Annotated in this window: 19 protein-coding genes; 16 read left to right on the forward strand and 3 right to left on the reverse strand. The window is 72.1% G+C overall.

What is annotated here, in order from left to right; translation table 11 throughout:
• The first annotated feature begins 58 nt into the window (after positions 1–58).
• The 8 genes from AC5677_RS03730 (at position 59) to AC5677_RS03765 (ending at position 9,814) form a co-directional block, all read left to right on the forward strand.
• Entirely contained in the window at positions 59–1,264 is a 1,206-nt protein-coding gene (locus AC5677_RS03730; RefSeq protein WP_497193566.1) for a 4-hydroxybenzoate 3-monooxygenase, read from the forward strand.
• A gap of 131 nt (positions 1,265–1,395) precedes the next feature.
• The gene (locus AC5677_RS03735) at positions 1,396–2,433 is read left to right on the forward strand and encodes a zinc-dependent alcohol dehydrogenase family protein (RefSeq protein ID WP_497193567.1); all 1,038 of its coding nucleotides are present in this window, start codon (positions 1,396–1,398) and stop codon (positions 2,431–2,433) included.
• Between the two features lie 400 nt (positions 2,434–2,833).
• Positions 2,834–5,254 carry a SpoIIE family protein phosphatase gene (locus tag AC5677_RS03740; protein ID WP_497196497.1) on the forward strand — a complete coding sequence of 807 codons (2,421 nt, stop codon included), beginning with the start codon at positions 2,834–2,836 and terminating at the stop codon, positions 5,252–5,254.
• 1 nt (position 5,255) lies between these two features.
• A complete protein-coding gene (locus tag AC5677_RS03745) occupies positions 5,256–6,356 on the forward strand; it encodes a substrate-binding domain-containing protein (RefSeq protein ID WP_497193568.1) in 1,101 nt (366 codons plus the stop codon).
• Between the two features lie 11 nt (positions 6,357–6,367).
• Positions 6,368–7,147: an ATP-binding cassette domain-containing protein gene (locus AC5677_RS03750; RefSeq protein ID WP_497193569.1), complete on the forward strand. Its 780-nt coding sequence runs from the start codon at positions 6,368–6,370 to the stop codon at positions 7,145–7,147.
• Entirely contained in the window at positions 7,144–8,466 is a 1,323-nt protein-coding gene (locus AC5677_RS03755) for a sugar ABC transporter permease (RefSeq protein ID WP_497193570.1), read from the forward strand. The genes AC5677_RS03750 and AC5677_RS03755 overlap by 4 nt, the downstream gene beginning before the upstream one ends.
• A gap of 188 nt (positions 8,467–8,654) precedes the next feature.
• Entirely contained in the window at positions 8,655–9,248 is a 594-nt protein-coding gene (locus AC5677_RS03760; RefSeq protein ID WP_497193571.1) for a HEAT repeat domain-containing protein, read from the forward strand.
• 122 nt (positions 9,249–9,370) lie between these two features.
• Complete coding sequence (locus tag AC5677_RS03765; protein ID WP_497193572.1) at positions 9,371–9,814, forward strand: Asp23/Gls24 family envelope stress response protein; 444 nt, start codon at positions 9,371–9,373, stop codon at positions 9,812–9,814.
• Positions 9,815–9,839: 25 nt separating this feature from the next.
• Here the strand turns inward: AC5677_RS03765 and AC5677_RS03770 are convergent, their stop codons facing one another.
• The 3 genes from AC5677_RS03770 to AC5677_RS03780 all read right to left on the reverse strand — a co-directional run bounded on the left by AC5677_RS03770 (position 9,840) and on the right by AC5677_RS03780 (position 13,607).
• Entirely contained in the window at positions 9,840–11,870 is a 2,031-nt protein-coding gene (locus AC5677_RS03770) for a M3 family metallopeptidase (RefSeq protein ID WP_497193573.1), read from the reverse strand.
• A 91-nt stretch (positions 11,871–11,961) separates the two neighbouring features.
• A complete protein-coding gene (locus AC5677_RS03775; RefSeq protein ID WP_497193574.1) occupies positions 11,962–12,732 on the reverse strand; it encodes a group II truncated hemoglobin in 771 nt (256 codons plus the stop codon).
• On the reverse strand, positions 12,729–13,607 hold the full coding sequence (locus AC5677_RS03780; RefSeq protein ID WP_497193575.1) for an NmrA family NAD(P)-binding protein: 879 nt from the start codon (positions 13,605–13,607) through the stop codon (positions 12,729–12,731). Before AC5677_RS03780 ends, AC5677_RS03775 begins: the two co-directional genes overlap by 4 nt.
• A gap of 208 nt (positions 13,608–13,815) precedes the next feature.
• On the opposite strand from AC5677_RS03780, the gene AC5677_RS03785 reads away from it, so the two are divergent.
• The 8 genes from AC5677_RS03785 to AC5677_RS03820 all read left to right on the forward strand — a co-directional run bounded on the left by AC5677_RS03785 (position 13,816) and on the right by AC5677_RS03820 (position 23,008).
• A complete protein-coding gene (locus AC5677_RS03785) occupies positions 13,816–14,724 on the forward strand; it encodes a LysR family transcriptional regulator (RefSeq protein ID WP_497193576.1) in 909 nt (302 codons plus the stop codon).
• 98 nt (positions 14,725–14,822) lie between these two features.
• Entirely contained in the window at positions 14,823–15,014 is a 192-nt protein-coding gene (locus AC5677_RS03790; protein ID WP_497193577.1) for a DUF6381 family protein, read from the forward strand.
• Between the two features lie 435 nt (positions 15,015–15,449).
• Entirely contained in the window at positions 15,450–16,484 is a 1,035-nt protein-coding gene (locus AC5677_RS03795; RefSeq protein WP_497193578.1) for a 2,5-dihydroxypyridine 5,6-dioxygenase NicX family protein, read from the forward strand.
• Positions 16,485–16,553: 69 nt separating this feature from the next.
• Entirely contained in the window at positions 16,554–17,822 is a 1,269-nt protein-coding gene (locus tag AC5677_RS03800) for an FAD-dependent monooxygenase (RefSeq protein ID WP_497193579.1), read from the forward strand.
• A 14-nt stretch (positions 17,823–17,836) separates the two neighbouring features.
• Positions 17,837–19,258, forward strand: coding sequence for an MFS transporter (locus tag AC5677_RS03805; protein WP_497193580.1), 1,422 nt, complete (start codon positions 17,837–17,839; stop codon positions 19,256–19,258).
• Positions 19,255–20,103: an FAD binding domain-containing protein gene (locus AC5677_RS03810; RefSeq protein WP_497193581.1), complete on the forward strand. Its 849-nt coding sequence runs from the start codon at positions 19,255–19,257 to the stop codon at positions 20,101–20,103. The genes AC5677_RS03805 and AC5677_RS03810 overlap by 4 nt, the downstream gene beginning before the upstream one ends.
• A complete protein-coding gene (locus AC5677_RS03815) occupies positions 20,100–22,472 on the forward strand; it encodes a xanthine dehydrogenase family protein molybdopterin-binding subunit (RefSeq protein WP_497193582.1) in 2,373 nt (790 codons plus the stop codon). Before AC5677_RS03810 ends, AC5677_RS03815 begins: the two co-directional genes overlap by 4 nt.
• Positions 22,469–23,008, forward strand: coding sequence for a (2Fe-2S)-binding protein (locus tag AC5677_RS03820; protein WP_497193583.1), 540 nt, complete (start codon positions 22,469–22,471; stop codon positions 23,006–23,008). The genes AC5677_RS03815 and AC5677_RS03820 overlap by 4 nt, the downstream gene beginning before the upstream one ends.
• The last annotated feature ends 2 nt before the right edge of the window (positions 23,009–23,010 follow it).

The following is a 23,010-nucleotide window of genomic DNA, read 5'->3' on the forward strand; positions in this document are numbered from 1 at the left end:
CGCGCCGACCGCCATACTGCTAACGATCTTCGTCTCCGGCTCGAAGGGAACCCTCGACGTGTCGTCGTCCTCGCCCACCCGTACCCACACCTCCGTCGCCGTCATCGGCGCCGGTCCGGCCGGGCTCGTCCTGGCGAATCTGCTGCGCGATGCCGGGGTCGACTGCGTGGTACTGGAGGCGGAGAGCAGGGAATTCATCGAGCGGCGGCCGCGCGCCGGGTTCATGGAGGAGTGGGCGGTGCGCGCGCTGGACCGGCACGGGCTGGCCGACCGGCTGCGGGAACGGGCCGAGACCCAGGGGGAGTTCGAGTTCCGGTTCGACGGGGCGCGGCATGTGCTGCGGACCGCGGAGCTGTCGGGGAGCCGCCATTTCGTGTATCCGCAGCCGTTGCTGGTCACCGATCTCGTCGCGTCCTATGCGGACGAGCGCGGTGGCGATGTCCGGTTCGGGGTACGGGACGTGCGGCTGCACGACGTGGCGGGCGACCGGCCCGCGGTGACCTACGCGGATCCGGTCACCGGCGTACGACACCTGATCGACTGCGACTTCATCGCGGGCTGCGACGGCGCGCGGGGAGTGAGCCGGGCGGCGATACCCGACGACCGGATGGTCATGACGCGCCATGACCACGGTGTCGCCTGGCTCGCCCTGCTCGCCGAGGCGCCGCCGTCCGCGGACGGGGTGGTCTTCGGCATCCACGAGAGCGGATTCGGCGCCCATATGGCCCGCAGTCCCGAGGTCACCCGCTACTACCTCCAGGTCGCGCCCGGCGACAGCGCCGAGAACTGGTCGGATGCGCGCGTATGGGACGCCCTGCACACCCGTCTCGCCGCCTCGGGGGCCCGGCCGCTGACGGAAGGACCGCTGGCCGAGAAGGTGGTCCTGGACATGCACAACTACGTGGTGGAGCCCATGGCCCACGGCCGCCTCTACCTGGCGGGGGACTCGGCGCATCTCGTCGCGCCGATCGCCGCGAAGGGCATGAACCTCGCGATCAACGATGCGCTGCTGCTGGCCGATGCGCTGATCGCGCACTACCAGGGCGACGACGGGGGCCTCGCCGGCTATTCGGTGGCGTGCCTGCGGCGCGTATGGCAGTACCTGGAGTTTTCGCAGTGGCTGTCGGACGTGCTGCACGGCGCCTCGTCGGGCGACCGGTTCCGGGCGGGCACGGCCTCGGCCAGGCTGCGGCGGCTGCTGGGGTCACCGTCGGCGGCACGAGCGTTCGCCGGGCTGTACATCGGCGAGGAGGCGGATCTGTGAGGGACCGGCAAGGAGAGGGACAGGTGGTTCCGTCGCGGGACTGCTGCCGCCCGTTCCGCTAGGGCCTGTCCGACGGGTCAGGCCCCGGGGCACCGTTTGCCCGGCCCCCCGGGCGGCGCCACGCTGGAGGCATGGCATCGGATTCCGGTCAGGGCGCCGCGCAGATGCTGTGCGGCTGGGCGGTCGAGCGGCCCGGTCCGGTGGCGTCCGGGCCCTTGGCGGCGGTGCGGCGGGAGGTGCCCGAGCCAGGGCCCGGGGAGCTGCTGCTGAGGGTGGAGGCGTGCGGTGTGTGCCGTACGGATCTGCATCTGGCGGAAGGGGATCTGGCGCCGCACCGGCCGTCGACCGTGCCGGGGCACGAGATCGTCGGGCGGGTGGTGGCGGCCGGTGCGGGGGTGACGAGCTTCGGGGCCGGCGACCGGGCCGGCGGGGCCTGGCTGCGGGCCACCTGCGGCGTCTGCGCGTACTGCCGGACGGGGCGGGAGAACCTCTGTCCGGCGTCCCGGTACACCGGATGGGACGCGGACGGCGGCTTCGCCGAGGCGGCGCTCGTGCCCGCGGCGTACGCCTATCCGCTGCCGGACGACCGGAGCGCCGCGCAGCTGGCGCCGTTGCTGTGCGCCGGGATCATCGGCTACCGGGCGTTGCGCCGCAGTGCGCTGCCGTCCGGCGGGCGGCTGGGGATCTACGGGTTCGGCGCTTCGGCGCATCTGGCCGCGCAGGTCGCGCTGGCCGAGGGCGCCACCGTGCACGTCCTGACGCGGTCCGCACGGGCGCGTGAACTCGCCCTCGAGCTGGGCGCGTCCTCGGCCGGCGACGCCTACGACCGCCCGCCCGAACCGCTGGATTCGGCGATTCTCTTCGCGCCGGTCGGCGATCTCGTGCCGGTGGCCCTGGAAGCGCTGGACCGGTCGGGGACGCTCGCCGTCGCCGGTATCCATCTCACCGACGTCCCCGTGCTCAGCTATCAGCGCCATCTGTTCTACGAGCGGAATCTGTGCAGCGTGACCTCCAATACCCGGCGGGACGGGCGCGAGTTCCTGGCGACGGCGGCGCGGATCGGCATCCGGGTCACGGTCAGCCCCTATCCACTGAGCCGCGCTCCCGAGGCGCTGGCGGACCTGGCGGCCGACCGGGTGCAGGGGGCCGCTGTGCTGGTGCCCGGCTGAGCCGACGACCAGGGGCCGGTCGCCGCGCTGTGCGCCCCGACTTCCGTACGGGGAAGGGGACTTGGGCCGCCGCCTGCGGAGGAGCGACCGGCCTCCGCCCGTGAGGTGCTCGCGTGCGCGTACGTATACGTATATGTGCGCGCCGACGGCCCGGGAGCCGCGGCGGACGGCGGGCGGCGGGCCGGGCTCCGCGGCCCCTCCCCCGGCCGGCGGCCCCGGCTTCTTCCGGATCGCGCCCCGACTAGCTGCCCTCTCCCCGGATGCCGCACCATGGAGGAGAGGCGGTAAATGGCGAAATGTCCGATGAGGTGGGGCCGGGGTGCACGCCCCGGCCCCGAGGGCGGATACGGCGACCGTGGCTTACGACGACGGCTTCCCGCGTACGGAGGCGGTGCAGGCAGTGACCGCGCGCGTCCTTGGGTCTTCCGGCACCGAGCTGACCGCCGTCTATCTGCCGGCCGAAGGGGACGGCGATCTCCAGCTGGCCGAGGCGGTCGGCGGCTCCGGCGCACCCTACGGGCTGCCGGAGCGTTGTGCGCTGTCCGGCGACTCCCCCGTCGCCACGGCCTTCCGTACGGGCCTTGCGCAGTGGCCGGGTCCCGACACGTTCGCGGCCCATGGTTCGGTGGGCGTGCTGCCGCTGGGCGGCGACGCCAAGCGGCTGGGCTGCCTGGTGGTCGTCGACAAGGGCGCGGACGCCTTCGGCGCCGACCGGCGCAGTCTGCTGGAGCTGCATGCCGACCAGGTGGCGGCGGGGCTGGAGGCGGTGGCGGCCCGGGTCATCGGGCGGGCCGGGGGCACGGCGGCGCGGCGGCCGGAGGGGCGGGCGCTGCTGGGGCCGGGGCTGGACACGCTCCGGGGCGGCGCGTTCACGCTGGGGCTGAGCTCCGGGCAGATGGACGCGGACGGGCAGGTGCTGAAGCTGTTCGGCATCGCGCCGCAGGAGTTCGACGGGCGGGTGGAGACGCTGCTGGCGCGTACCGTGCCGGACGATGTGCCCGCGCTGATGGCGATCGTGGAGCCGGGCCGGGTGTCCGCCGACAGCCGGCAGCTGTCGTTCCGGATCCGCCGGCCGAACGGTGAACTGCGCTGGCTGGGCCTGCGCTGCCGGGTGCTGGCCGGCGCCGACGGCGCGCCGGAGCGGATGCTGGGCGTGGTCGCCGACGCCGCGTATCTGCGGCCCGGCGCCGACGAAGTCGCCATGGTGCAGCGGCTGTCCGCGGCGCTGGCCGGGGCGACGACCATCCGGGACGTCAGCCGGGTGGTCACGGCGGCCCTGCGGGGGCCGCTGGGTGCCGCCCGGATGGCGGTCGCCGAGCTGGAGGCGGACCGGTTCGTGGTGACCGTGCTCGATCCCCCGGAGCCCGACGCCTGGCCCTCGGCGTGGCGCTCGGAGTGGCGGTCCGAATGGCCGGATGCCTCGTGCCATCAGCTGCCCACCCTGGAGGCCGCGCTGCGGTCCGGTCATGTGGCCCTGTGGCCCCCGGGGGCCGCGCTCGAACCCGGCCTCGAAGGTGTCGCGCCCGGCGGCCTCGCCGTGCTGCCGCTCCCCGCGGACGGCCGGATGGTCGGGGTGTGCCTGGTCGGCTGGGACGAGGAGCACCGGTTCGGCGCGGAGGAGCGGTCGCTGCTGACCGCGACCGCCGGTCTGGCGGGGCAGGCCCTGGTCCGGGCGCATGCGCTCGATGCCCGGCACGAGCTGACCACGATGCTCCAGCGCAGCCTGCTGCCCCGCAAGCTGCCGAGGCTGGCCGGCGGAGTGGCCGCCGCCCGCTATCTGCCCGCCACGGTGGGACTGGACGTGGGCGGCGACTGGTTCGACGTCATCCCGCTGTCCGACGGTCATGTCGCGCTCGTCATCGGCGATGTGCAGGGGCACAACGCCGGAGCCGCCACGATCATGGGCCAGATGCGCACGGCCATCAGGGCCTACGCGGTGGAGGGCCACCCGCCCGATGTGGTGGTCGCGCATACCAATCGCCTGCTCGTGGGCATGGAGACGGATCTGTTCGCCACCTGCTGCTACGTCGATCTGGACATGGAGGAGGGCCTCGCCTGGTTCGTACGGGCCGGGCATCTGCCGCCGCTGCTGCGGTACCCCGACGGCAGCACCGAGGAGATGAAGGTCGAGGGCGGCCCGCCGCTGGGCGTGATCGCGGACGGCGAATTCCCGCTGACCGAGGTCGGGCTGGCCCCCGGCACGGTACTGGCGCTGCTCACCGACGGTCTGGCCGAGTCGGCGAGCCTCCCCCTGGAGGAGGGGCTGCGCAAGGCGCGCGAGGCGCTCGGCGCGGCCGATCCGGCCGACGCAGGGCGGGTGGCCGAGGAGCTGATCGGCAGCGCGAAGCGGCGCGACGACGACGTGGCGGTGCTGGTCCTGCGGTACGACGGGATGCGCAGCCGCCCGACGCGGGCCCGCTGGACGGTGTGGCGGCTGCCCGACGCCGTCATGCACGCCCGTCGGTTCACCGCGCGCACGCTGCGCACGTGGCAGGTGACGCAGGAGATGGACGTGGCCCTGCTGGTGGTGTCCGAGCTGGTCACCAACGCCATCGCGCATACGCAGGGTGAGGTGCGGCTGGATCTGACGCTGGCCGCGGACCGGCTGCGGATCGCGGTGAACGATGCCTCGCCGCGGGCGCCGGTCAAGCCGGTGAGCGTGGACTGGGAGTCGACCGGCGGCCGCGGGCTGCTGCTGGTCGAGGCGATGTCGGTGTCCTGGGGCTCGGTGCCGCTCAGCGGCGGCAAGCAGGTGTGGAGCGAGATCGCGCTGTCGCCGCGCGAGCGGGTGGGCAGCGGCGGCACGGAGGAGGTCCCCTGAGATGACCGCCCGTGCACGGGGAACCGCCGCCGTCCTGGCCGGGCTGTGCCTGGCCGTCGGCGCGGCCGCCTGTGGGAACGCCCGCGAGGTGGGCGGGTCCGGCGCGCCGGCTTCGGGTGGCGGCCCGACGATCGGCCTGCTGCTCCCCGACTACACCTCCCGTATGCAGACCTTCGACAAGCCGCTGATCGAGCGGAAGATCCATCAGCTGTGCCCCGCCTGCCGGGTGCAGTTCGCCAGCGCGCAGCACGATGTGGCCACGCAGCAGCAACAGGTGGACGCGATGATCACCAAGCGGGTCAACGTGATGATCCTGGATGCCGTCGACTCCAAATCGATGCGCTCCTCCATCGAGAACGCCCGCCGGGCGGGCATCGCGACCGTCTCCTACGACCGTCTCGCGGAGGGGCCGGTCTCGGGTTATGTCTCCTTCGACGGCGACCGGGTCGGCCGGCTCCAGGGCCAGGCGCTGCTCAGGGCGATGGGCGACAAGGCCCACGGCGGCCAGATCGTCATGATGAACGGCGCCGCGACGGACCCCAATTCCGCCTGGTTCGAGAGGGGCGCGCTGGCCGTCCTCCGGGGCAAGGTGAAGATCGGCAAGGCCTACGAGACCGCGGGCTGGCGGCCGGAGAACGCCAATCTCAACATGTCCGGCGCGATCTCGGCCCTCGGCGCCGACCACATCGACGGCGTCTACTCCGCCAACGACGGCCTGGCCGCCGGCGTCATCGCCGCCATGAAGGCCGCGAAGATGGATCCGCTGCCGCCGGTCACCGGGCAGGACGCCGAACTCGCCGCCCTGCAGCGCATCGTCAAGGGCGAGCAGTACATGACGGTCTACAAGCCGTTCGCCCCCGAAGCCGGCGCCGCCGCCGAAATGGCCGTCGCCCTGACGCGCGGCAAACCGCTCGACAAGATCACCACGCACACGGTCGACAGCCCCACGACCCGCGGCATCCCGACCGTACTGCTCCAGCCGATCGCGGTGACCGCCGGCAACATCAAGAACACCGTCGTCAGGGACGGCATGTACACGGTCAACCAGATCTGCACGCCCAAACTCGCGGCCGCCTGCGCCAAGGCGGGCCTCACCAGGTAAGGCGGGTACCCATGTCCGCACCGCCGCTGCTGTCCCTGCGCGGAGTCTTCAAACGCTTCGGCGCCGTACAGGCACTCGCCGACATCGAGCTGGACATCCATGCGGGGCAGGTCGTCGCGCTGGTGGGCGACAACGGCGCGGGCAAGTCCACGCTGGTCAAGGTGATCGCCGGCGTCGACCCCGCCGACGACGGCTTCTTCGCCTGGGAGGGCCGCACGGTCCAGATCGCCCGCCCGCACGACGCCCGGAACCTGGGCATCGCGACCGTCTACCAGGACCTCGCGCTGTGCGACAACCTCGACGTCGTCGGCAATCTCTTCCTCGGCCGCGAGATCCACCGGGCCGGTGTCCTGGACGAGGTGGAGATGGAGCGCCTCACCCTGGATCTGCTCGACACCCTCGCCATCCGGATGCCCGATGTGCGCCGGCCGGTGGCCTCCCTCTCCGGCGGCCAGCGGCAGACCGTGGCGATCTCCCGCTCGCTGCTGGGCGAGCCCCGTATGGTCCTGCTCGACGAGCCCACGGCGGCGCTGGGCATCGAGCAGACCGCGCAGGTCCTCGATCTGGTCGAGCAGCTGCGCGAACGCGGCCTCGGAGTGCTGCTGGTCAGCCACAACATGGGCGATGTCAAGGCCGTCGCGGACTGGGTCGCCGTACTGCGGCTCGGCCGGAACAACGGGTTCTTCGACGTGACGAGCACCTCCCACGAACAGATCATCTCCTCCATCACCGGGGCCACGGACAACGCCGTCACCCGCCGGAAGACCCCCGGGTGGGAGGTGGAGCAGTGAGCCGCACCTGGACGCTCAGAAAGCACAAACCGTCCGGTACGCGAGGGCAGGGCACGGGAGGGCCGGGCGCCGAAGGCCATGTCGCGGGGCGGCCGTCCGCCGCCGCCGAACGGCGCCGGGGCACGCCGCCCGCACCCCACGACCAGGGGCCCTTCGCCTCGTTCGCCCGCCGCTTCCGCAGCGGCGAACTCGGCTCGGTCCCCGTCGTTCTCGGTCTCCTGGTGGTGTGGATCATCTTCGAGACGCTGAACAAGAACTTCCTCTCGCCGCGGAATCTGTCCAACCTCGGCGTGGACATCGTCGGCACCGGCCTGATCGCGATCGGCATCGTCTTCGTGCTGCTGCTCGGCGAGATCGATCTCTCGGTCGGCTCGGTGAGCGGCCTGGCGGCGGCCGTGTTCGCGGTGCTCAACGTCAACCAGGGCATGTCCGAGGGGCTCGCGGTGCTCGTGGCCGTACTCGCGGGTACGGCCATCGGGGCCTTCCAGGGTTTCTTCTTCGCCAAGGTCGGGGTGCCCGCCTTCGTGGTCACCCTCGCGGGCCTGCTGGGCTGGAACGGGCTGATGCTCTACATCCTGGGCACCAGCGGCACCATCAACCTCGACGACAAGGGCCTGGTCGCGATGCTGACCGGCCACTACTTCACCAATGTCGCCGCCGCATACGGCCTGGCCGCGCTCGGCACCGCCGGGTACTTCCTCGCCTCGTACCGGGACACCAGGCGCCGCAGGGCCGCCGGGGTGCCCACCCGCCCGCTGCGCGAGACCCTCGTGCGGACGGGCGTCCTCGCCGCGATCACGCTCGGCGCCGCGTATGTCCTCAACCAGTTCCAGGGCCTGCCGCTGGCCCTGCTGATCTTCCTGGTCTTCCTCGTGGGCCTCGACGGCGTCCTCCGCCGCACGCCCTACGGCCGGATGATCTTCGCCCTCGGCGGCAGCGTCGAGGCCGCCCGCCGGACCGGCCTCAACGTCGGGCTGGTGCGGATCTCGGTGTTCATGATCTCCGGGACGATGGCCGCGATCGGCGGTCTGTTCCTGGCCTCCCGGGTCAGCTCCGCCAGCCAGTCCTCGGGCGGGGGCAACCTCCTGATGGACGCCATCGCCGCGGCGGTCATCGGCGGCACCAGCATGTTCGGCGGCCGCGGCAGAACCTGGTCCGCGCTGCTCGGCGTCCTGGTCATCCAGTCGATCGCCTCCGGTGTGGCCCTCATGGGGATCCAGACCGCCGTCCAGTTCATGATCACCGGCGGTGTGCTGCTCGTCGCCGTGGTCATCGACTCGCTGTCGCGGCGCGCCCAGAAGGCCCACGGCCGGGTGTGAGGGGAATCCCGGCGATGCGGAGCCGGGGTGCGGTTGCGGATACCGACCCGAGCACGAAACATGGAGGGAAATGTGCAGACGGGTGAAGTCTGTGGAAAGACAGCCCGTTCCGGCATTACCGGCCTGTTACCGGCCTCCGGTTCCCCCACCCCTTCTCGAACTCCTCTGCTCGAAGGGACGGCAACTTCATGGCCATGGAATACGGACAGCAATGGAGTTTCGCCGCCGAATCCGGTGGCCTCGGCGCGGCGGTCACCGACGCCATGCGTGCCGTGGGTGCCATGAACGACACCGACGAGTACGCCGCGGAGGGGTATCAGCAGGCGCTCGACGAGCTGACCGGATATCCCGCCGAGGACGTCGCCGCGGTGCTGCGACGCGGCTGGGAGACGTTGCCGGAGTTCGCCTATTCCGACCGGTGGGGCATCGTCCAATTGCTCACCGATCTCCGTATGACGTCCGCCACGGACGTATTCGAAACCATATTGACCACTCCCATACCGCCGGAACGCACCCCCGAATTCGCCTATCCCTGTTCCACCGTGGGGGAAGAAATCACCATCAGAACCACCGCCGTCGAGGGGCTGACGCGACTGGCCGCCGAGGACGACCCCGGCGCCGTCGAGCTGCTCATCCGGCATGTGACGGACGAGCACCGCAGCATTCAGGTCGCGTGTGTGATGGCACTGCGGGATCTCGGCGAGGACGCCGGGGTCGATGTCTCCAGCCTGGTTCCGGAAAAGGACCAGAAGTTGCTGCGGATGCACCGTGACAGCGGGTAGGCGGCCCGCAGAGGCGGGATCCCCCGCGACGCCCTAGCGTGAAGAGGTGGACGAAGTCTTGCTCCCAATGGAGCAGGAAATCTTGCTGTCTTGCTCTCCACGGAGCAAAGGGGTGATGTGCCATGACCGACATCAAGGAGCACGGTCCGGGAGCCGCCCAGCGTTCCACTCCCGCCCGGGAACGCGGCAAAACGACCATCGCGGACGGCGTGGTCGCGAAAGTCGCCTACCTGGCCGCCGAGGACGTACCCGGCGTCCATGCGCTGGGCAGCGGCATATCCCGTTCCGTGGGGGCCCTGCGCAAGCGCGTCCCGGGCGGGCCGACCACGACCGTTCACGGCGTCAAGGTCGAGGTCGGCGAGAAACAGGCCGCGATCGACCTGGACATCATCGTGGAGTACGGCGAAATCATTCGCGATGTCGCCGACTCCGTACGGGAAAGCGTGATTTCCGCGGTGGAACGGATGACCGGATTCGAGGTCGTGGAAGTGAACACCGCGGTGAGCGATGTGAAATTGCCCGACGAAGCGGAAGAGGAAGCGGCGCCCCAGGAACGCGTGCTGTAGCAACGCACCGGCCCGGCGCGCCGGGTCAGCCGGTCACCAGGCCGTGCCGCTCCAGCAGCGGTCCGACCTCCGGGTCCCGTCCCACCACCGCGCGGAACGCCGCCATGGCATCGACGCTGCCGCCCCTGCCGAGCAGCTCCCGGCGGAAGATCTCACCGCTCTCGCGCACGGGTTTGCCGTTCTCGCAAAACCACCGCACGGTATCCGCATCCAGCACCTCGGCCCAGCGGTAGCCGTAGTACCCGGCCGCGTAGTTGCCGCCGAAGACATGCGCGAAATAGCCGGTGCGGTAGCGCGGCGGGACGGCGGCCAGGGTGAGTCCGTAGCGCTGCAGCGCGGCCGCCTCGAACGCCTCGGCGCCGGCCGCGTCCGGCAGCTGCCCCTCGGCGGGGATGGTGTGCCAGGCCCAGTCCAGCACCGCCGCGGCCAGATGCTCCACCATGCGGAAGCCGACGCCGAAGTCCTCCGCCTCGCGCAGCCGGTCGGGGAGTTCGGGCGGCATGGGCTCGCCGGTGAGGTGGTGCCTGGCGTAATGGGCCAGCACCTCGGGCCGGTCGGCCCACATCTCGTTGACCTGGGAGGGGAACTCCACGAAGTCCCGCGGCACTTGGGTACCGGCCAGCAGCGGATGGCGCACATCGGAGAACAGGCCGTGCAGCGCGTGCCCGAACTCGTGGAAGAGCGCGTTGACCTCGCCCCAGGTCAGCAGGACGGGCTCGCCCGCCGGGGGCTTGGCGATGTTCAGGTTGTTGACCACCACCGGCCGCCGGCCCAGCAGATGCGACTGGGTGACCAGTTCGTTCTCCCAGGCGCCGCCGCGCTTGGACGCACGGGCGTGGAAGTCGCCGATGTACAGGCCGAGCGGGCTGCCGTCGGACTCGTGCACCTCGAAGACGCGGGCGTCCGGGTGGTAGGCCTCCAGATCGGGGCGTTCGGTGAACGTGATCCCGTAGACCAGTTGGGCCGCGTGGAAGACGCCGTCCCGCAGCACGCTCTCCAGCTCCAGGTACGGCCGCAGCGCCGCCGCGTCGAGGCCGCACCGCTCCTTGCGAATCCGCTCCGCGTAGTACTGCCAGTCGGCGGGGCCGATCTCGGCGACGCCCGCCGCCTCGGCCAGTGCCGCGGCTTCGCGCTCGGCGTTGGCGACGGCGGGGGGAATGAGGCGGCGGAAGAGGCTGTCGACCGCGTCGGTGGTGCCGGCGGTCTGATCGGCGACCTGCCAGGCGGCGTGGCTCGGGTGGCCGAGCAGGGCGGCGCGCTCGGCGCGCAGCGTGGCGAGGGTGACGGCGAGCGGGCCGTTGGTGTCGCTGCCCCGGCCGAGCGAGGCGGCGAGCAGACGCTCGCGCAGCGCCGGGTCGTCGAGCGAGGCGAGCTGCGTCTGGCTGGTGAAGCTCTTCATGCCGAGGACGAATTTGCCGTCGTGCCCGAGGGCCTTGGCGTGCTCGGCGGCGGCCGCGATCTCGTCCTCGGGCAGGCCCGCCAGCTGTTCGGCGCGGTCCAGGACCAGCGCAGCGTCGGCGGTGGCCGCGCGCAGGTTCCGCCGGAATTCGGCGCTTCGGGCGGCGATTTCGGTGTTCAGCTCGCGCAGCCGGCGCTGCTGCTCCGGGCCGAGCCGGGCCCCCGCCCGGACCCGGGCGGTGTGGTGCCGTTCCAGCACCTTCACCTGTTCGTCGTCCAGGCCGATGTGGTGGCGCTGCCCGTGGAGGGCGTCCAGCCGGGCGAACAGGGCGGGATCGAGCAGCAGCGCGTCGTCGTGCGCGGCCAGCCGGGGCGCGATCTCCGCCTCCAGCGCCTGGAGGGCGTCGTCGGTGTCCGAGGCCGTCTTGTTGAAGAACACCCGGCGCACCCGGCCCAGCACCACGCCGCTGCGTTCCAGCGCCTCGACGGTGTTCTCGAAGGTCGCGGGCTCGGTGCGGGCGCCGATCGCCGCCACCTCGGCCAGCTGCTCGGACATCCCGCGTTCGAAGGCGGGCCGATAGTGCTCGTGCCGGATCCGCGCGAACGGCGGCAGCTCGTAGGGAAGTTCACTCGGCTGGAAGAAGGGGTTCTCGGTCACGGAATCCGACCCTATGCCCGCGGGCCGCGCCGGGTCCGGCGGTTGTGCACGACGGCGGCCGGAAGCTCGTGATCCGGCCGCCGCGGTGCCGTCACGCCCCGTCGTTCCCCTCGTCGTCCTTGGTCCAGCCCCACCGCGGCGTCGGGCCGGGCTCGCCCAGGTCGGCGCCGGCCGGCTGCCGGGAGACGTTCTGGGCGATCCGGGTGCCCCAGTCGAAGTAGTCCATGACGCGCCGGCGCAGCGCCGGGTCGGGCGGCAGCTCCTTGTCCACGGCCCGGGACATCAGCTCCATCCAGCGGGAGCGCTGTTCGTCGGTGATGGCGAGGCCCAAGTGGCCGCGCAGCAGGCCCTGATGGCCGCCGAGGGCGGCGGTGAAGTCCGCCGGTCCGCCGAAGACCTCGGCGAGCCAGACGGCGACATGGTCGCGGTGCTCGGGGGTGAACCGTGCGAAGACGGGGGCGAGGACGGGATCGGCGAGGACCGCCTCGTAGAAGGTGTCGCTGAGGCGGTGCAGGGCGGGGAGGCCTCCGACGGCCTCGTACAGCGTCGCGGCCCGCGGTGCGGACGCCACCGGGGTGCGCGCGTAGTGCTTCATCTCCTCGATGTCGTCGATGTACGGCCGTACGGAGGCCAGGAACGGGCCGAAGAGCGGGCCGCCGCGGAAGCCCTGGAGGTGGTCCTCGACGGACGTCCACTCGATGCGGAGGATGTAGCGGTCGGGCTCCTCGACGCCGTGCGCCAGGTCGTAGCCCAGACACTGCGGCGCCGCGTCGAGCTGTTCGGCGGCGTCCGTGTAGGCCTTCTCGAAGGCGGCGCGCCGCTCGGGGTCGGTGATGCGGTAGCGGATGTACTCGATGGTCATGCGGGGCGCTCCTGGGAAGTCGTCGGCGTGGCGCGCAGCGCCGGGGCGTGTTCGGTGAGAAATGCGGTGAGGGAACGGGCCGGACGGCCGAGCAGACGGGGGATGCCGTCGGTGACGGCGGCCGCCTCGCCCGCCGCGTACATGCCGTAGAGCTCGACCAGCCCGCTCGCCCGCCACTCGTCCAGGCCGGCGGCGCGCAGGGCGGCGCGGGCCTGGTCGGGGGTGTCGGCGCGGTAGCCGACGTCGCGGCCGAGCACGGCGCCGATCAGTCCGGCGATCTCGTCGTGCGTCAGGGCCTCCGGGCCGGTCAGTTCGTGGATCGCGCCCTCGTGCCCCTCCGTGGTGAGCACCTCGGCGGCCGCCTCGCCGACATCGCGTGCGTCCACGTACGAGACCGCGGCCGCGCCCGCGGGCAGCGCCAGGGTTCCCGCGCGCAGGGAGGCCGCCAGACCCAGGAAGTTCTGCTGGAAGCCGTTGGGGGCGAGCACCGTCCAGGGCAGACCGTGGGCCTTGGCGTGGTCGAGGCCCGCGGCGTGCGCGGCGAAGAACCGCACCGGGGCGGTCCGGCGCCCCACGCCGATCGCCGCCTGCAGGACGACGCGGGGCCGGCCGGCCTTGGCCGCGGCGTCGATCACGTTGCGGGCCTGCCGGGTGGCGCCCGGGTCGACCGGTGTGAGGAGGTAGACGGCGTCGACGCCGTCGGCGGCCGGGACCAGCGACCCGGCGTCGTTCAGGTCCGCGACCACGGCTTCCACTCCGTCGTCCCACTCGGCGGGCACGCCGTCCGCGTCCCGTACCAGCGCCCGGACCGCCGCGCCGCGTTCGCGCAGTGCGCGCACCAGCGGCCGTCCGACGGTGCCGGTCGCACCCGTCACCAGAATCATCGTTCCCCCAGGGGCAGTTGGAGAGCCACGGCGGCGTCCGAGCGGTGCGGACACGTCCGGGCCCTCGCGTGGTGTTCCTGCATCTTTCCGCCCCGCCCACGCTACGAGCGGCCCCATTGATCAACAAGCGCAGCTTGTTGTCGATCGACAAGCCGCGATTGTCGACGCGGGCGGCGGACCGGCCGTACGATGCGGTCGCATGGAACCCGAGCTGCGGCAGATGCGGTACTTCGTGGCGGTGGCCGAGCGGCGTAGTTTCACCCGCGCCGCGGAGGATGTGTTCGTCGCCCAGCAGGCGCTCAGCCAGCAGATCAAGGCGCTCGAAGACATCCTGGGCGTACGGCTGTTGGAGCGGACCTCGCGCCGGGTGGAGCTGACCCCGGCCGGTGCGGCGTATCTGGCCGACTGCAAGCGGGTCCTCGCCGCTTCGGGCCGCGCGGCGCAGCATGCGCGGGCCGTGGCGGCCGGGGAGGTGGGGCGGTTGCGGGTGGCCTATACGGTCAGCGCGGTGTACGAGACGCTCCCGGCGCTGAGTGCGCTGCTCGCGGAGGAGTTTCCGCGGCTGAAGGTGGAGACCCGGGAGATCTTCGCGGCGGACGTCTGCCGGACGCTGCGGGAGGAACGGTGCGATATCGCGCTGGCGCCGCGGACCGGGTATCCGAAGGGGATCGACCGACGGACCGTCCGGCGCGAGGAGTTGATGCTCGCGGTCGCCGACGGCCATCCGCTCGCCGGGCTCCCGGCCGTGGATCCGGCACGGCTCAGGGACGAGACCTTCCAGCTGTGGCCCCGCGAGATGGCGCCCGGCTACTACGACGCCGTGGTCGCGGCCTGCCGGGGCGCGGGCTTCGAGCCGGCGCTGGACGACACCGCTTCGGGCTCCAACGCCTGGGCGTCGATCGCCGCCGGGCGCGGGGTCAACCTCGTCGTGGCGTCGCTCGCCCACCAGCTTCCGCGCGGCATCACGCTGGTGCCGCTGACGGAACCCCGCCCCGGCCTGTGCGTCGACGCCGTCTGGCGGGCGGATCATCCGCATCCGGCCGTCCCCCGCTTCCTCGAGGTATGCGCCGAACTCGCCCGCCGCCGGGGCTGGCCCACCGGCGAGTGACGGCTCGCTCACCAAGGGCGACCCTTCGACGTGCCGGGAGTCGCGGAGCCTGATTGGCTGAGGTATGGCGACTTTCCGCTAGCGACGAAGGAGTGATCATGGGCGCCAAGGACGAAGCGCATGAGCGCCTCCAGCAGATGCGCGAGAAGGCCCAGCAGCTGACCGAGGCCGCCGCGCAGGCCAAGGATCCCAAGGAGCGGCAGCGCCTCCAGGAGAAGGCGCGCAAGCTGCAGAGCCAGACCGAGCAGGAGAGCAGCATGGGCGGCGGAGACATCCTGCCTCCCCTGTGACGCGCTCCACCGAACCGCACCGGCCGGTGTCCCCCTGCCCCGCGGACGTCCCCGCGGACGCCCGCACGGACCGGGGGCCACCGGCCGCTCGGTGAGCACACCGGGATCGCGCACCAAGGACGCATCCCAGGGCCCCGTTCCCGTACACGCCATCCGGTCGTACGGGAACGGGGCCCGCTGCCGCGCGGCGCCCCATTGAGGGGGAACGGCCGCCTCCGGGGGCCAGGAACTCGCCGCGTCCCTCTTGCCAAGCCGAGATAGTACGTGTTCGGATTATCTCCGTCGGGTGCTCCACACCAGGGGCATCACCGCAGATCAGAGCGTGTCCGCAGGCCATTTCACCGGCTCCGCCCCAGCTCCCGGGCGGGCCTTCGTCCCTTCCGCGGCATTCCCCTCTCACCTCACCGAGCCCGCCCCACCTCCTTGGAGGTCACCGTGTTCGATCTTTCCGCCGTCGATCTGCTCGACGCGTTCACCCGTCAGCTCCGGCTGTGCAAACTGCGCGCGGACGAGCATGTCGTCGTCCTCGCCGAGCCGGACAGCCGCGGCGACTATGTCGCGGCCGCCTTCGGCGCGGCCAAGGCGTGCGGCGCGCACGTCATCGCGGCCACGGTGCCCGGCGGCACCCCGGCGCCGATGCCCAGTACGCACACCGGCGCCGGCCCCGGGCTGACCTCCGTCCTGCGCGACTCCGCCGCCCAGGACCTGCTCAAATCCGCGGATCTGGTGGTCGATCTGACCCGCGAGGGCTTCATCCACGCCCCGGTCCAGCAGGAGATCCTGCGCGCGGGCACCCGCATCATCTTCGTCTGCGACGCCCCCGAGGTCCTCATCCGCAACCTCCCCCAGGAATCGGACAAGGACGAGGTCCTGCGCGGCGTCGAACTGCTCAAGCGGTCGTCCGTGATGCACGTCGGCTCGGCCGCCGGGACCGATCTGACCGTCCAACTCAGCGGCTCCAAACCGGAGTTCCAGTGCGGCTTCGCCGACGACCCGGGCCGCTGGGACCACTGGCCGAGCACCATGGTGCTGTGCTGGCCGGAGGTCTCCGACGGGCAGATCGTGCTCGCCCCGGGCGACATCCTGCTGCCGTTCAAGGAGTACGTGCGCGAGCCGGTGGTCCTCCAGATCGCGGGCGGGCACATCGAAAAGATCACCGGCGGCGCCGAGGCCGATCTGCTCACCACCTTCTTCGAGGACTCACAGGACACCTGGGCGCGCAGCCTCTCCCACATGGGCTGGGGGCTGATGCGCAGCGCCGACTGGTTCGCCACCGCCATGTACGGCAAGGACGAGCTGATGGGCATGGACGCCCGTGCCTTCGCGGGCAACTTCCTGTGGTCGACCGGGCCGCATCCGGTGCTCGGCCGCGAGTCGTATGCGCACCTCGACATCGCGATGCGCGGCTGTTCGGTGTCGGTCGACGGCACGGACGTGGTCACCGACGGCCGGCTGACCGACGAACGGTGACCCGTGGTCGCCGACCGGCGCCCCCCGTGCCCTGCCTCGCGCAACCTCCCACCACAGCCTGGAGGAAGAGTGGTGTCCAGTCAGTCGTATGAAGTCACCGTCGTCGGCGGCGGCCTGGGCGGTCTGACCGCCGCGCTGGCGCTGCGTCAGCGCGGTCTGCGGGTCACCGTGCTGGAACAGGCGGACCGGCTCGGCGAGGTCGGGGCGGGGATCCAGACCGCGCCGAACGCCAGCCGGGTGCTGCTCGGTCTCGGGCTGCGGCGGCAGCTGGAGGCGATCCACACCGAGCCGCTCGACCAGGTCAGGCGGCGCTGGCAGGACGGCCGCGTCATCGGGCTCACCTCGCTCGGCCAGTTCTGCAAGGACCGCTTCAACGCCCCCTACTGGCACTACCACCGCGCCGATCTGCACCGCGTGATCATGGAGGCCTGTCTGGATCCGGCGGGCCCCGGCCCGGTGGTCGCCATGCACACCGCGAGCCGGGTGACCGCGCTGGACCGCACCGATCCCGAGCGGCCCACGGCCGTCACCGAGGACGGTCGACGCTTCGCCTGCGACGTGCTGATCGGGGCGGACGGGGTCCGCTCGCAGGTGCGCGAGCTGATGGGCGCGCCCGACACCCTGCTGTTCTCCGGCGAGATGGCGTTCCGGGCGCTCATCCCCGGCGAGCTGATCGCCGCCGATCCGGCGACGCGCTGGCTGGTCGACCGCTTCCAGAGCACGATCTGGTACGGGCCGCAGCGGCATCTGGTGCACTACATGATCCGCGGCGGCGAGTATCTGAACGTCGTGGCGTGCGTGCCCTGCACGGATGAGGTCGCCGAGAAGTGGACCGTGACCTCGACCCCGCAGGACCTGGTGGACGCGTTCCCCGGCTGGGACGACCGGGTGCCGGCGATGCTGTCGAAGGCCAAGGAGAATGTCAGCTGCTTCGCGCTCCACCACCGGCGGCGCGACCCGGTGTGGATGGACGGGCGCATCGCGCTGCTCGGCGACGCCTGCCACGCCATGCTCCCCTATCAGGCGCAGGGCGCCTCGCAGGCGATGGAGGACGCGGCGGTGCTGGCCGAGGAGCTGGGTGCGGTCACCGTCGCGGACGCCGAGGGCGCGCTGCGCCGTTACGTCGACCGGCGGGCCAAGCACGCCGGGATGGTGCAGGACGCCTCCTTGCAGAACAAGACCTTCTACCACTTCCCCGACGGCCCCGAGCAGCGGGCCCGCGACGAGAAGCTGCGGCGCTTCGACGGCGAGTCCGACCTGTCCTACGACTGGCTGTGGCGCGGCACGCCCCTCCATGACCCCGATCTGGGTGCGTTCTCCTACCAGTTCGCCCGCTGAGCCCTGGAGTTCCTGTGAAAACCGGCGATCAGATCGTTCAGGACCTCCCCTGGAGATGGGGCGTCCAAGGCAGAATTTTCCTCATCGGTGGCCTCGGCTACCTCTTCGACGCATACGACATCGCCCTGAACGGCTTTCTGATGCCGCTGCTGGGCGAGCACTTCCACCTCACGCTCGCCGACCGGGGGCTGGTGGCCACCGCGAACCTGGTGGGGATGGCCGTCGGCGCGGTGGCCTGGGGCGCGGTCGCGGACCGCATCGGCCGGAAGAAGGCCTTCAGCGTCACGCTGCTGATCTTCGCGGTGTTCTCGGTGCTGGGTGCCTGCGCGCCGGCCTACCCGGTCTTCCTCGTACTGCGGTTCCTGGCGGGCGTGGGGCTGGGCGGCTGCATCCCCGTCGACTACGCCCTGGTGGGCGAGTTCTCGCCGCGGAAGTACCGGGGGCGGGTGCTGACCGCGCTGGACGTGTGGTGGCCGGTCGGGGTGACGCTGTGCGGTCTGGTGTCGACGGCCATGGTGACGCTGGACGACGGCTGGCGGTGGATGCTGACGGTGATGAGCCTGCCGGCGCTGCTGTTGTTCTGGGTGCGCCGCGGCGTACCCGAGTCGCCCGTCTATCTCACGAAGAAGGGCCGGGAGGCGGCGGCGCGGGCCGTCATCGACGATCTGGTGGCGCGTACGGGGGCGACACCGGAGCCGTATGTGATTCCGGCGCCGGAGCCCGCCCCGCGGTCCCGGGGCCCGCGCGCGGTCGCCGAACAGCTGGGCCGCATCTGGTCGTTCAGCCCCCGGATCACGTCGGCCGCCTGGCTGCTGTTCGTCACCGTCATGCTGGTCTATTACGCGGCGCTCAGCTGGATGCCGTCGATCCTCAAGGAGCAGGGCCTGGCCGATACGGCGGCGTTCATGGGCACCACCGTGATGAGCGGCGTCGGGATCGTGGGGGTGCTGGTCTCCACCGCGCTGGTGGATCTGGTCGGGCGCAAATGGCTGATCGGCGTCACGGCGCCGCTCGCCTCCCTCGCGCTGGTGGTATTCGCTCTGGTGATGAAGATGCCCACCGGGTCGGTCGTGGCCATCGGGGCCTTCGGCTTCCTGATGCAGCTGGCCATCCCCGCGCTGTATGCCTACGTGGCGGAGCTCTACCCGACGCGGCTGCGGGCCGGCGGCTTCGGCTGGGCCTCGTCGGTCAGCCGGGCGCTCACCGGGTTCGCGCCGCTGCTGTTCGGCACGGTGATGTGGCCGGTGCTGGGGCTGCCGCTGACGTTCGGGGTGCTGGGGCTGGCCGTGGTGCTGGCGGTGGCCTGGATGGCAGTCGCGGCGCCGGAGACGAAGGGGCGGGCGCTGGACGAGGAGGACGCCCCGGCGGAGCCGCCGTCGCTGCCGCACTCCGCCCCGCCGGTCCGTCCGTCCGCCCCTACGACGGGAGCACCGTGAAACCCGCCGCCTTCCGCTACCACCGGGCCCGCGATGTCGAGGGCGCCGCGGTGCTGCTGGCCGAGCTCGGTCCCGACGCCAAGGTCATCGCGGGCGGCCAGAGCCTGGTCGCGATGATGAACTTCCGGCTGGCCCGGCCCCGGCATCTGGTCGACATCGGCGGGCTGCGCGCCCTCGACCACCTGGGCACCGGCGCCGACGGCGCCCTGCACATCGGCGCGCTCACCACGCATCACACGGTGGAGACGGCCCCGGACGCGCTGCTGGGCACCGGCTTCGCCGTGCTGCGCGCGGCCATGGGCTGGATCGGTCATCTGCCGATCCGCACCCGGGGCACGGTCGGCGGCAGCATCGCCCACGCCGACGCCACCGCCGAATGGTGTCTGCTGGCGGTCGCGCTGGACGCCGAGTTCGTGGCCCACGGCCCGCGCGGTGAGCGCCGTGTCCCGGCCGACGGCTTCTTCCTCGGCCCGTACCTCAACGCCCTCGACCACGACGAGATCCTCGTCGAGATCGTCTTCCCGCGGCCCGCGCCGTATGCCGCGCTCACCGAGTTCGCCGAGCGCCGGGGCGACTTCGCGACCGTATCGGCCGCGGTCGATCTGGACGTCGACGGAACGTCGGTCCGGGGCGGCCGGGTGGCGCTGGGCGGGGTGGCACCGGTGCCGGTCCGGGTCCCGGCAGCGGAGCAGGTGCTGGCCGGCGGCGGGTCGTTCGCCGACTGCGCCGCGGCGGCCGCCGCCGCGGTCGATCCGCCCGACGACGCCAATGGCTCCGCGTCGTACCGACAACACCTGGTGCGGACCCTGGTCCGGCGTGCCTGCGAGGAGGCGATGGCCCGATGACGCCAACGGCGCCGGAGAACGGTCCGCTGATCGGACGCTCCGTGGCGCGCCGCGAGGACCCCCGGCTGCTGACCGGGCGCGGCCGGTTCGTCGACGACATCGCGCTGCCCGGCATGCTGCACGCCCAGTTCGTGCGGAGCACCGTGGCGCACGGCGTGCTCACCGCCGTCGACCTCACGGCCGTACGGTCCGTCCCGGGAGTGCTCGCCGCGTTCACCGCCGACGATCTCGACCTCGGTGACATCACCGCCCAACTGGGCCGCCCGCGCGAGGAGTTCGTGCCCACCGCGATGCCGGTACTGGCCCGCGACCGGGTCCGCTACGTCGGCGAGCCGATCGCGATCGTCGTCGCCCGCGACGCCTACGCCGCCGAGGACGGCCTGGAGGCGGCACGCGTCAGCTATGCCGTGCGCCCGCCGGTGACCAGCGAGGAGGCGGCGCTGGCGGACGGGGCGCCGCTGGTCCACGACGAGGCGCCGCGCAACACCCTGGTGGATGTCTCGCTGTTCGCCACCGACGGCATCGACGAGATCTTCGCCGCCGCCGACTGCGTCGTGCGGGTCCGTACCCGCACCGGCCGGCAGAACGCGCTGCCGCTGGAGACGCGGGGCGTGGTGGCCCATTGGGACGACCGCGAGGAACAGCTCGTGATGCAGCTCTGCACCCAGGTCCCGCACCAGGTGCGAACGGTGGCGGCGCGCTGCCTCGGGATGGACGAGCGCGCGGTGCGCGTCCAGGTGCCGGACATGGGCGGCGGGTTCGGCCTCAAGTGCGTGGTGGGACGGGAGGAGATCGCCGCCGCGGCCGCCGCGCGGCGGCTGGGCCGGCCGGTGAAGTGGATCGAGGACCGCAAGGACGCGCTCACCGCGTCCTTCCTCGCCCGCGAGCAGCGCTACGACGTCCGCGCCGCGTTCTCCGGCGACGGCCGGATCCTGGGCCTGGACGCGGAGGTGGTGTGCGATATGGGCGCCTACTCCTGCTATCCGTTCACCGCCGGCATCGAGCCGCTGATGGCGTCCGCCGAGATGCCGGGCGTCTACAAGGTCCCCGCCTACCGGGTACGCGGCCGGGCGGTCACCACCAACAAGGCACCCACCGCGCCGTACCGGGGCGTCAGCCGGCCGCAGTATGTGATGGTCGTGGAGCGGCTCTTCGAGCGCGCGGCCCGGCAGCTGGGCCTGGACCCGGTGGAGATCCGCCGACGCAACGTCATCACCGAGTTCCCCTACACCGGCGTCAACGGCATCACCTACGACCCGGGCTCCTATCTGGAGTCGCTGAATCTGTGCGAGCGCACGCTGCGGGACGAGGGCTGGTACGCGCGCCGGACCGCCGCGGCCGCCGAGGGACGCCATCTCGGCATCGGCTACGCCTGCTTCAGCGAGCGCACGGGCTACGGTTCCGCCGCCTTCGCGCAGCGCAAGATGGAGGTGGTGCCGGGCTTCGACATCTCCGAGGTCCGGATGGACACCAGCGGCGCGGTGACCGTCACCACCGGCACCATGAGCCACGGCCAGAGCCATGAGACGACCCTGGCGCAGATCGTCGCCGATGAACTCGGGCTGGACATCGGCAAGGTGCGGATCCATCAGGGCGACACCGACCGCATCGCCTACGGCTGGGGGACGTTCGCCAGCCGGTCGATCACGGTGGGCGGCAGCGCCGTACGGCTGGCCGCGGGCAAGCTCGGCGAGAAGCTGCGGCGGCTGGCCGCGGCCCGTTGGGACATCCCCTGGGAGGACACCGAGCTCGGGCGGGGCGAGGTCCGCCGCCGCGGCGCGCCCTCGGTGGCGCTGCGCTACCCGGAGCTGGCCGAAGTCGCCTTCCTCCGGGCCGATCTGCTGCCCAAGGACCTGGAACCGGGGCTCACCGCGACCGCCACCTTCGACGTCTTCAACGACGGGACCTTCTCCAACGCCACCCACGGCGTCGTGGTCGAACTCCACGAGGGCACCGGCCGGGTGGAGATCCTGCGCTATGTGTGCGTCGAGGACTGCGGCGTGGCCATCAACCCCCAGGTCGTGGAAGGCCAGTGCCGGGGCGGGATCGCCCAGGGCATCGCGGGCGCGCTCTTCGAGCGGGTGACGTACGACGCACAGGGAGAGCCGTCGGCCACCAGCTTCATGGACTACAAGGTGCCCACCGCCCAGGAGATCCCGGACGTGACGATCCACCACCTCGAAACGCCCTGCGCGTTCACCGCGACCGGCGCGAAGGGCGCGGGCGAGGGCGGCACGATCGGCGCCCCCGCGGCCGTACTGAACGCCGTCAACGACGCCCTGCGCCCCACCGGCATCGAGCTCGACGACACCCCGATCACCCCGGAAGCGGTGCACACCGCCCTGAGCACCCTGGAGCACCTGTCATGACCGATCCCGGGACGCAGCCGGACCTCCAGCTGATGACGCTCGACGTGAACGGCGCACAGCACGAGGTGATCACCGAATCGCGCCGCACCCTCGTCGACGTCCTGCGCCACGATCTGCGGCTGACCGGCACCCATGTCGGCTGCGAACACGGCATCTGCGGGGCCTGCACGGTCCTGGTCGACGACCGTCCGGTACGGGCCTGCCTGATGTTCGCGGCGCAGGCCGAGGGCGCCCGGATCCGTACCGTCGAATCGCTGGCCGAGGACACCGGCGGCGGGCCGGACGGCCGCCAACTGTCCGATCTGCAAAGGGCGTTCAGCGAACACCACGGCCTTCAGTGCGGCTTCTGCACACCCGGATTCCTGATGCTCGCCGAGGGGTTCCTCGCCGAGCGGCCGGAGGCGACCAAGGAGGAGATCCGCGAGGTCGTGGCGGCCAATCTGTGCCGGTGCACCGGCTACCAGTCCATCGTCGAGGCGATCGACGGCTGCGCCACGGCCCGGCGCGCCGCCAGGGACACCCCTAAGGAGCGATGAGC

The sequence above is a fragment of the Streptomyces sp. JLSY215 genome (assembly GCF_059682825.1).

What these genes read in the sequence shown, in the direction of transcription:
- AC5677_RS03735 (WP_497193567.1), top strand. Translation starts at nt 1,396, where the DNA reads ATGGCATCGGATTCCGGTCAGGGCGCCGCGCAGATGCTGTGCGGCTGG.
- AC5677_RS03745 (WP_497193568.1), top strand. Translation starts at nt 5,256, where the DNA reads ATGACCGCCCGTGCACGGGGAACCGCCGCCGTCCTGGCCGGGCTGTGC.
- AC5677_RS03750 (WP_497193569.1), top strand. Translation starts at nt 6,368, where the DNA reads ATGTCCGCACCGCCGCTGCTGTCCCTGCGCGGAGTCTTCAAACGCTTC.
- AC5677_RS03760 (WP_497193571.1), top strand. Translation starts at nt 8,655, where the DNA reads ATGGCCATGGAATACGGACAGCAATGGAGTTTCGCCGCCGAATCCGGT.
- AC5677_RS03765 (WP_497193572.1), top strand. Translation starts at nt 9,371, where the DNA reads ATGACCGACATCAAGGAGCACGGTCCGGGAGCCGCCCAGCGTTCCACT.
- AC5677_RS03775 (WP_497193574.1), bottom strand. Translation starts at nt 12,732, where the DNA reads ATGACCATCGAGTACATCCGCTACCGCATCACCGACCCCGAGCGGCGC.
- AC5677_RS03785 (WP_497193576.1), top strand. Translation starts at nt 13,816, where the DNA reads ATGGAACCCGAGCTGCGGCAGATGCGGTACTTCGTGGCGGTGGCCGAG.
- AC5677_RS03790 (WP_497193577.1), top strand. Translation starts at nt 14,823, where the DNA reads ATGGGCGCCAAGGACGAAGCGCATGAGCGCCTCCAGCAGATGCGCGAG.
- AC5677_RS03815 (WP_497193582.1), top strand. Translation starts at nt 20,100, where the DNA reads ATGACGCCAACGGCGCCGGAGAACGGTCCGCTGATCGGACGCTCCGTG.
- AC5677_RS03820 (WP_497193583.1), top strand. Translation starts at nt 22,469, where the DNA reads ATGACCGATCCCGGGACGCAGCCGGACCTCCAGCTGATGACGCTCGAC.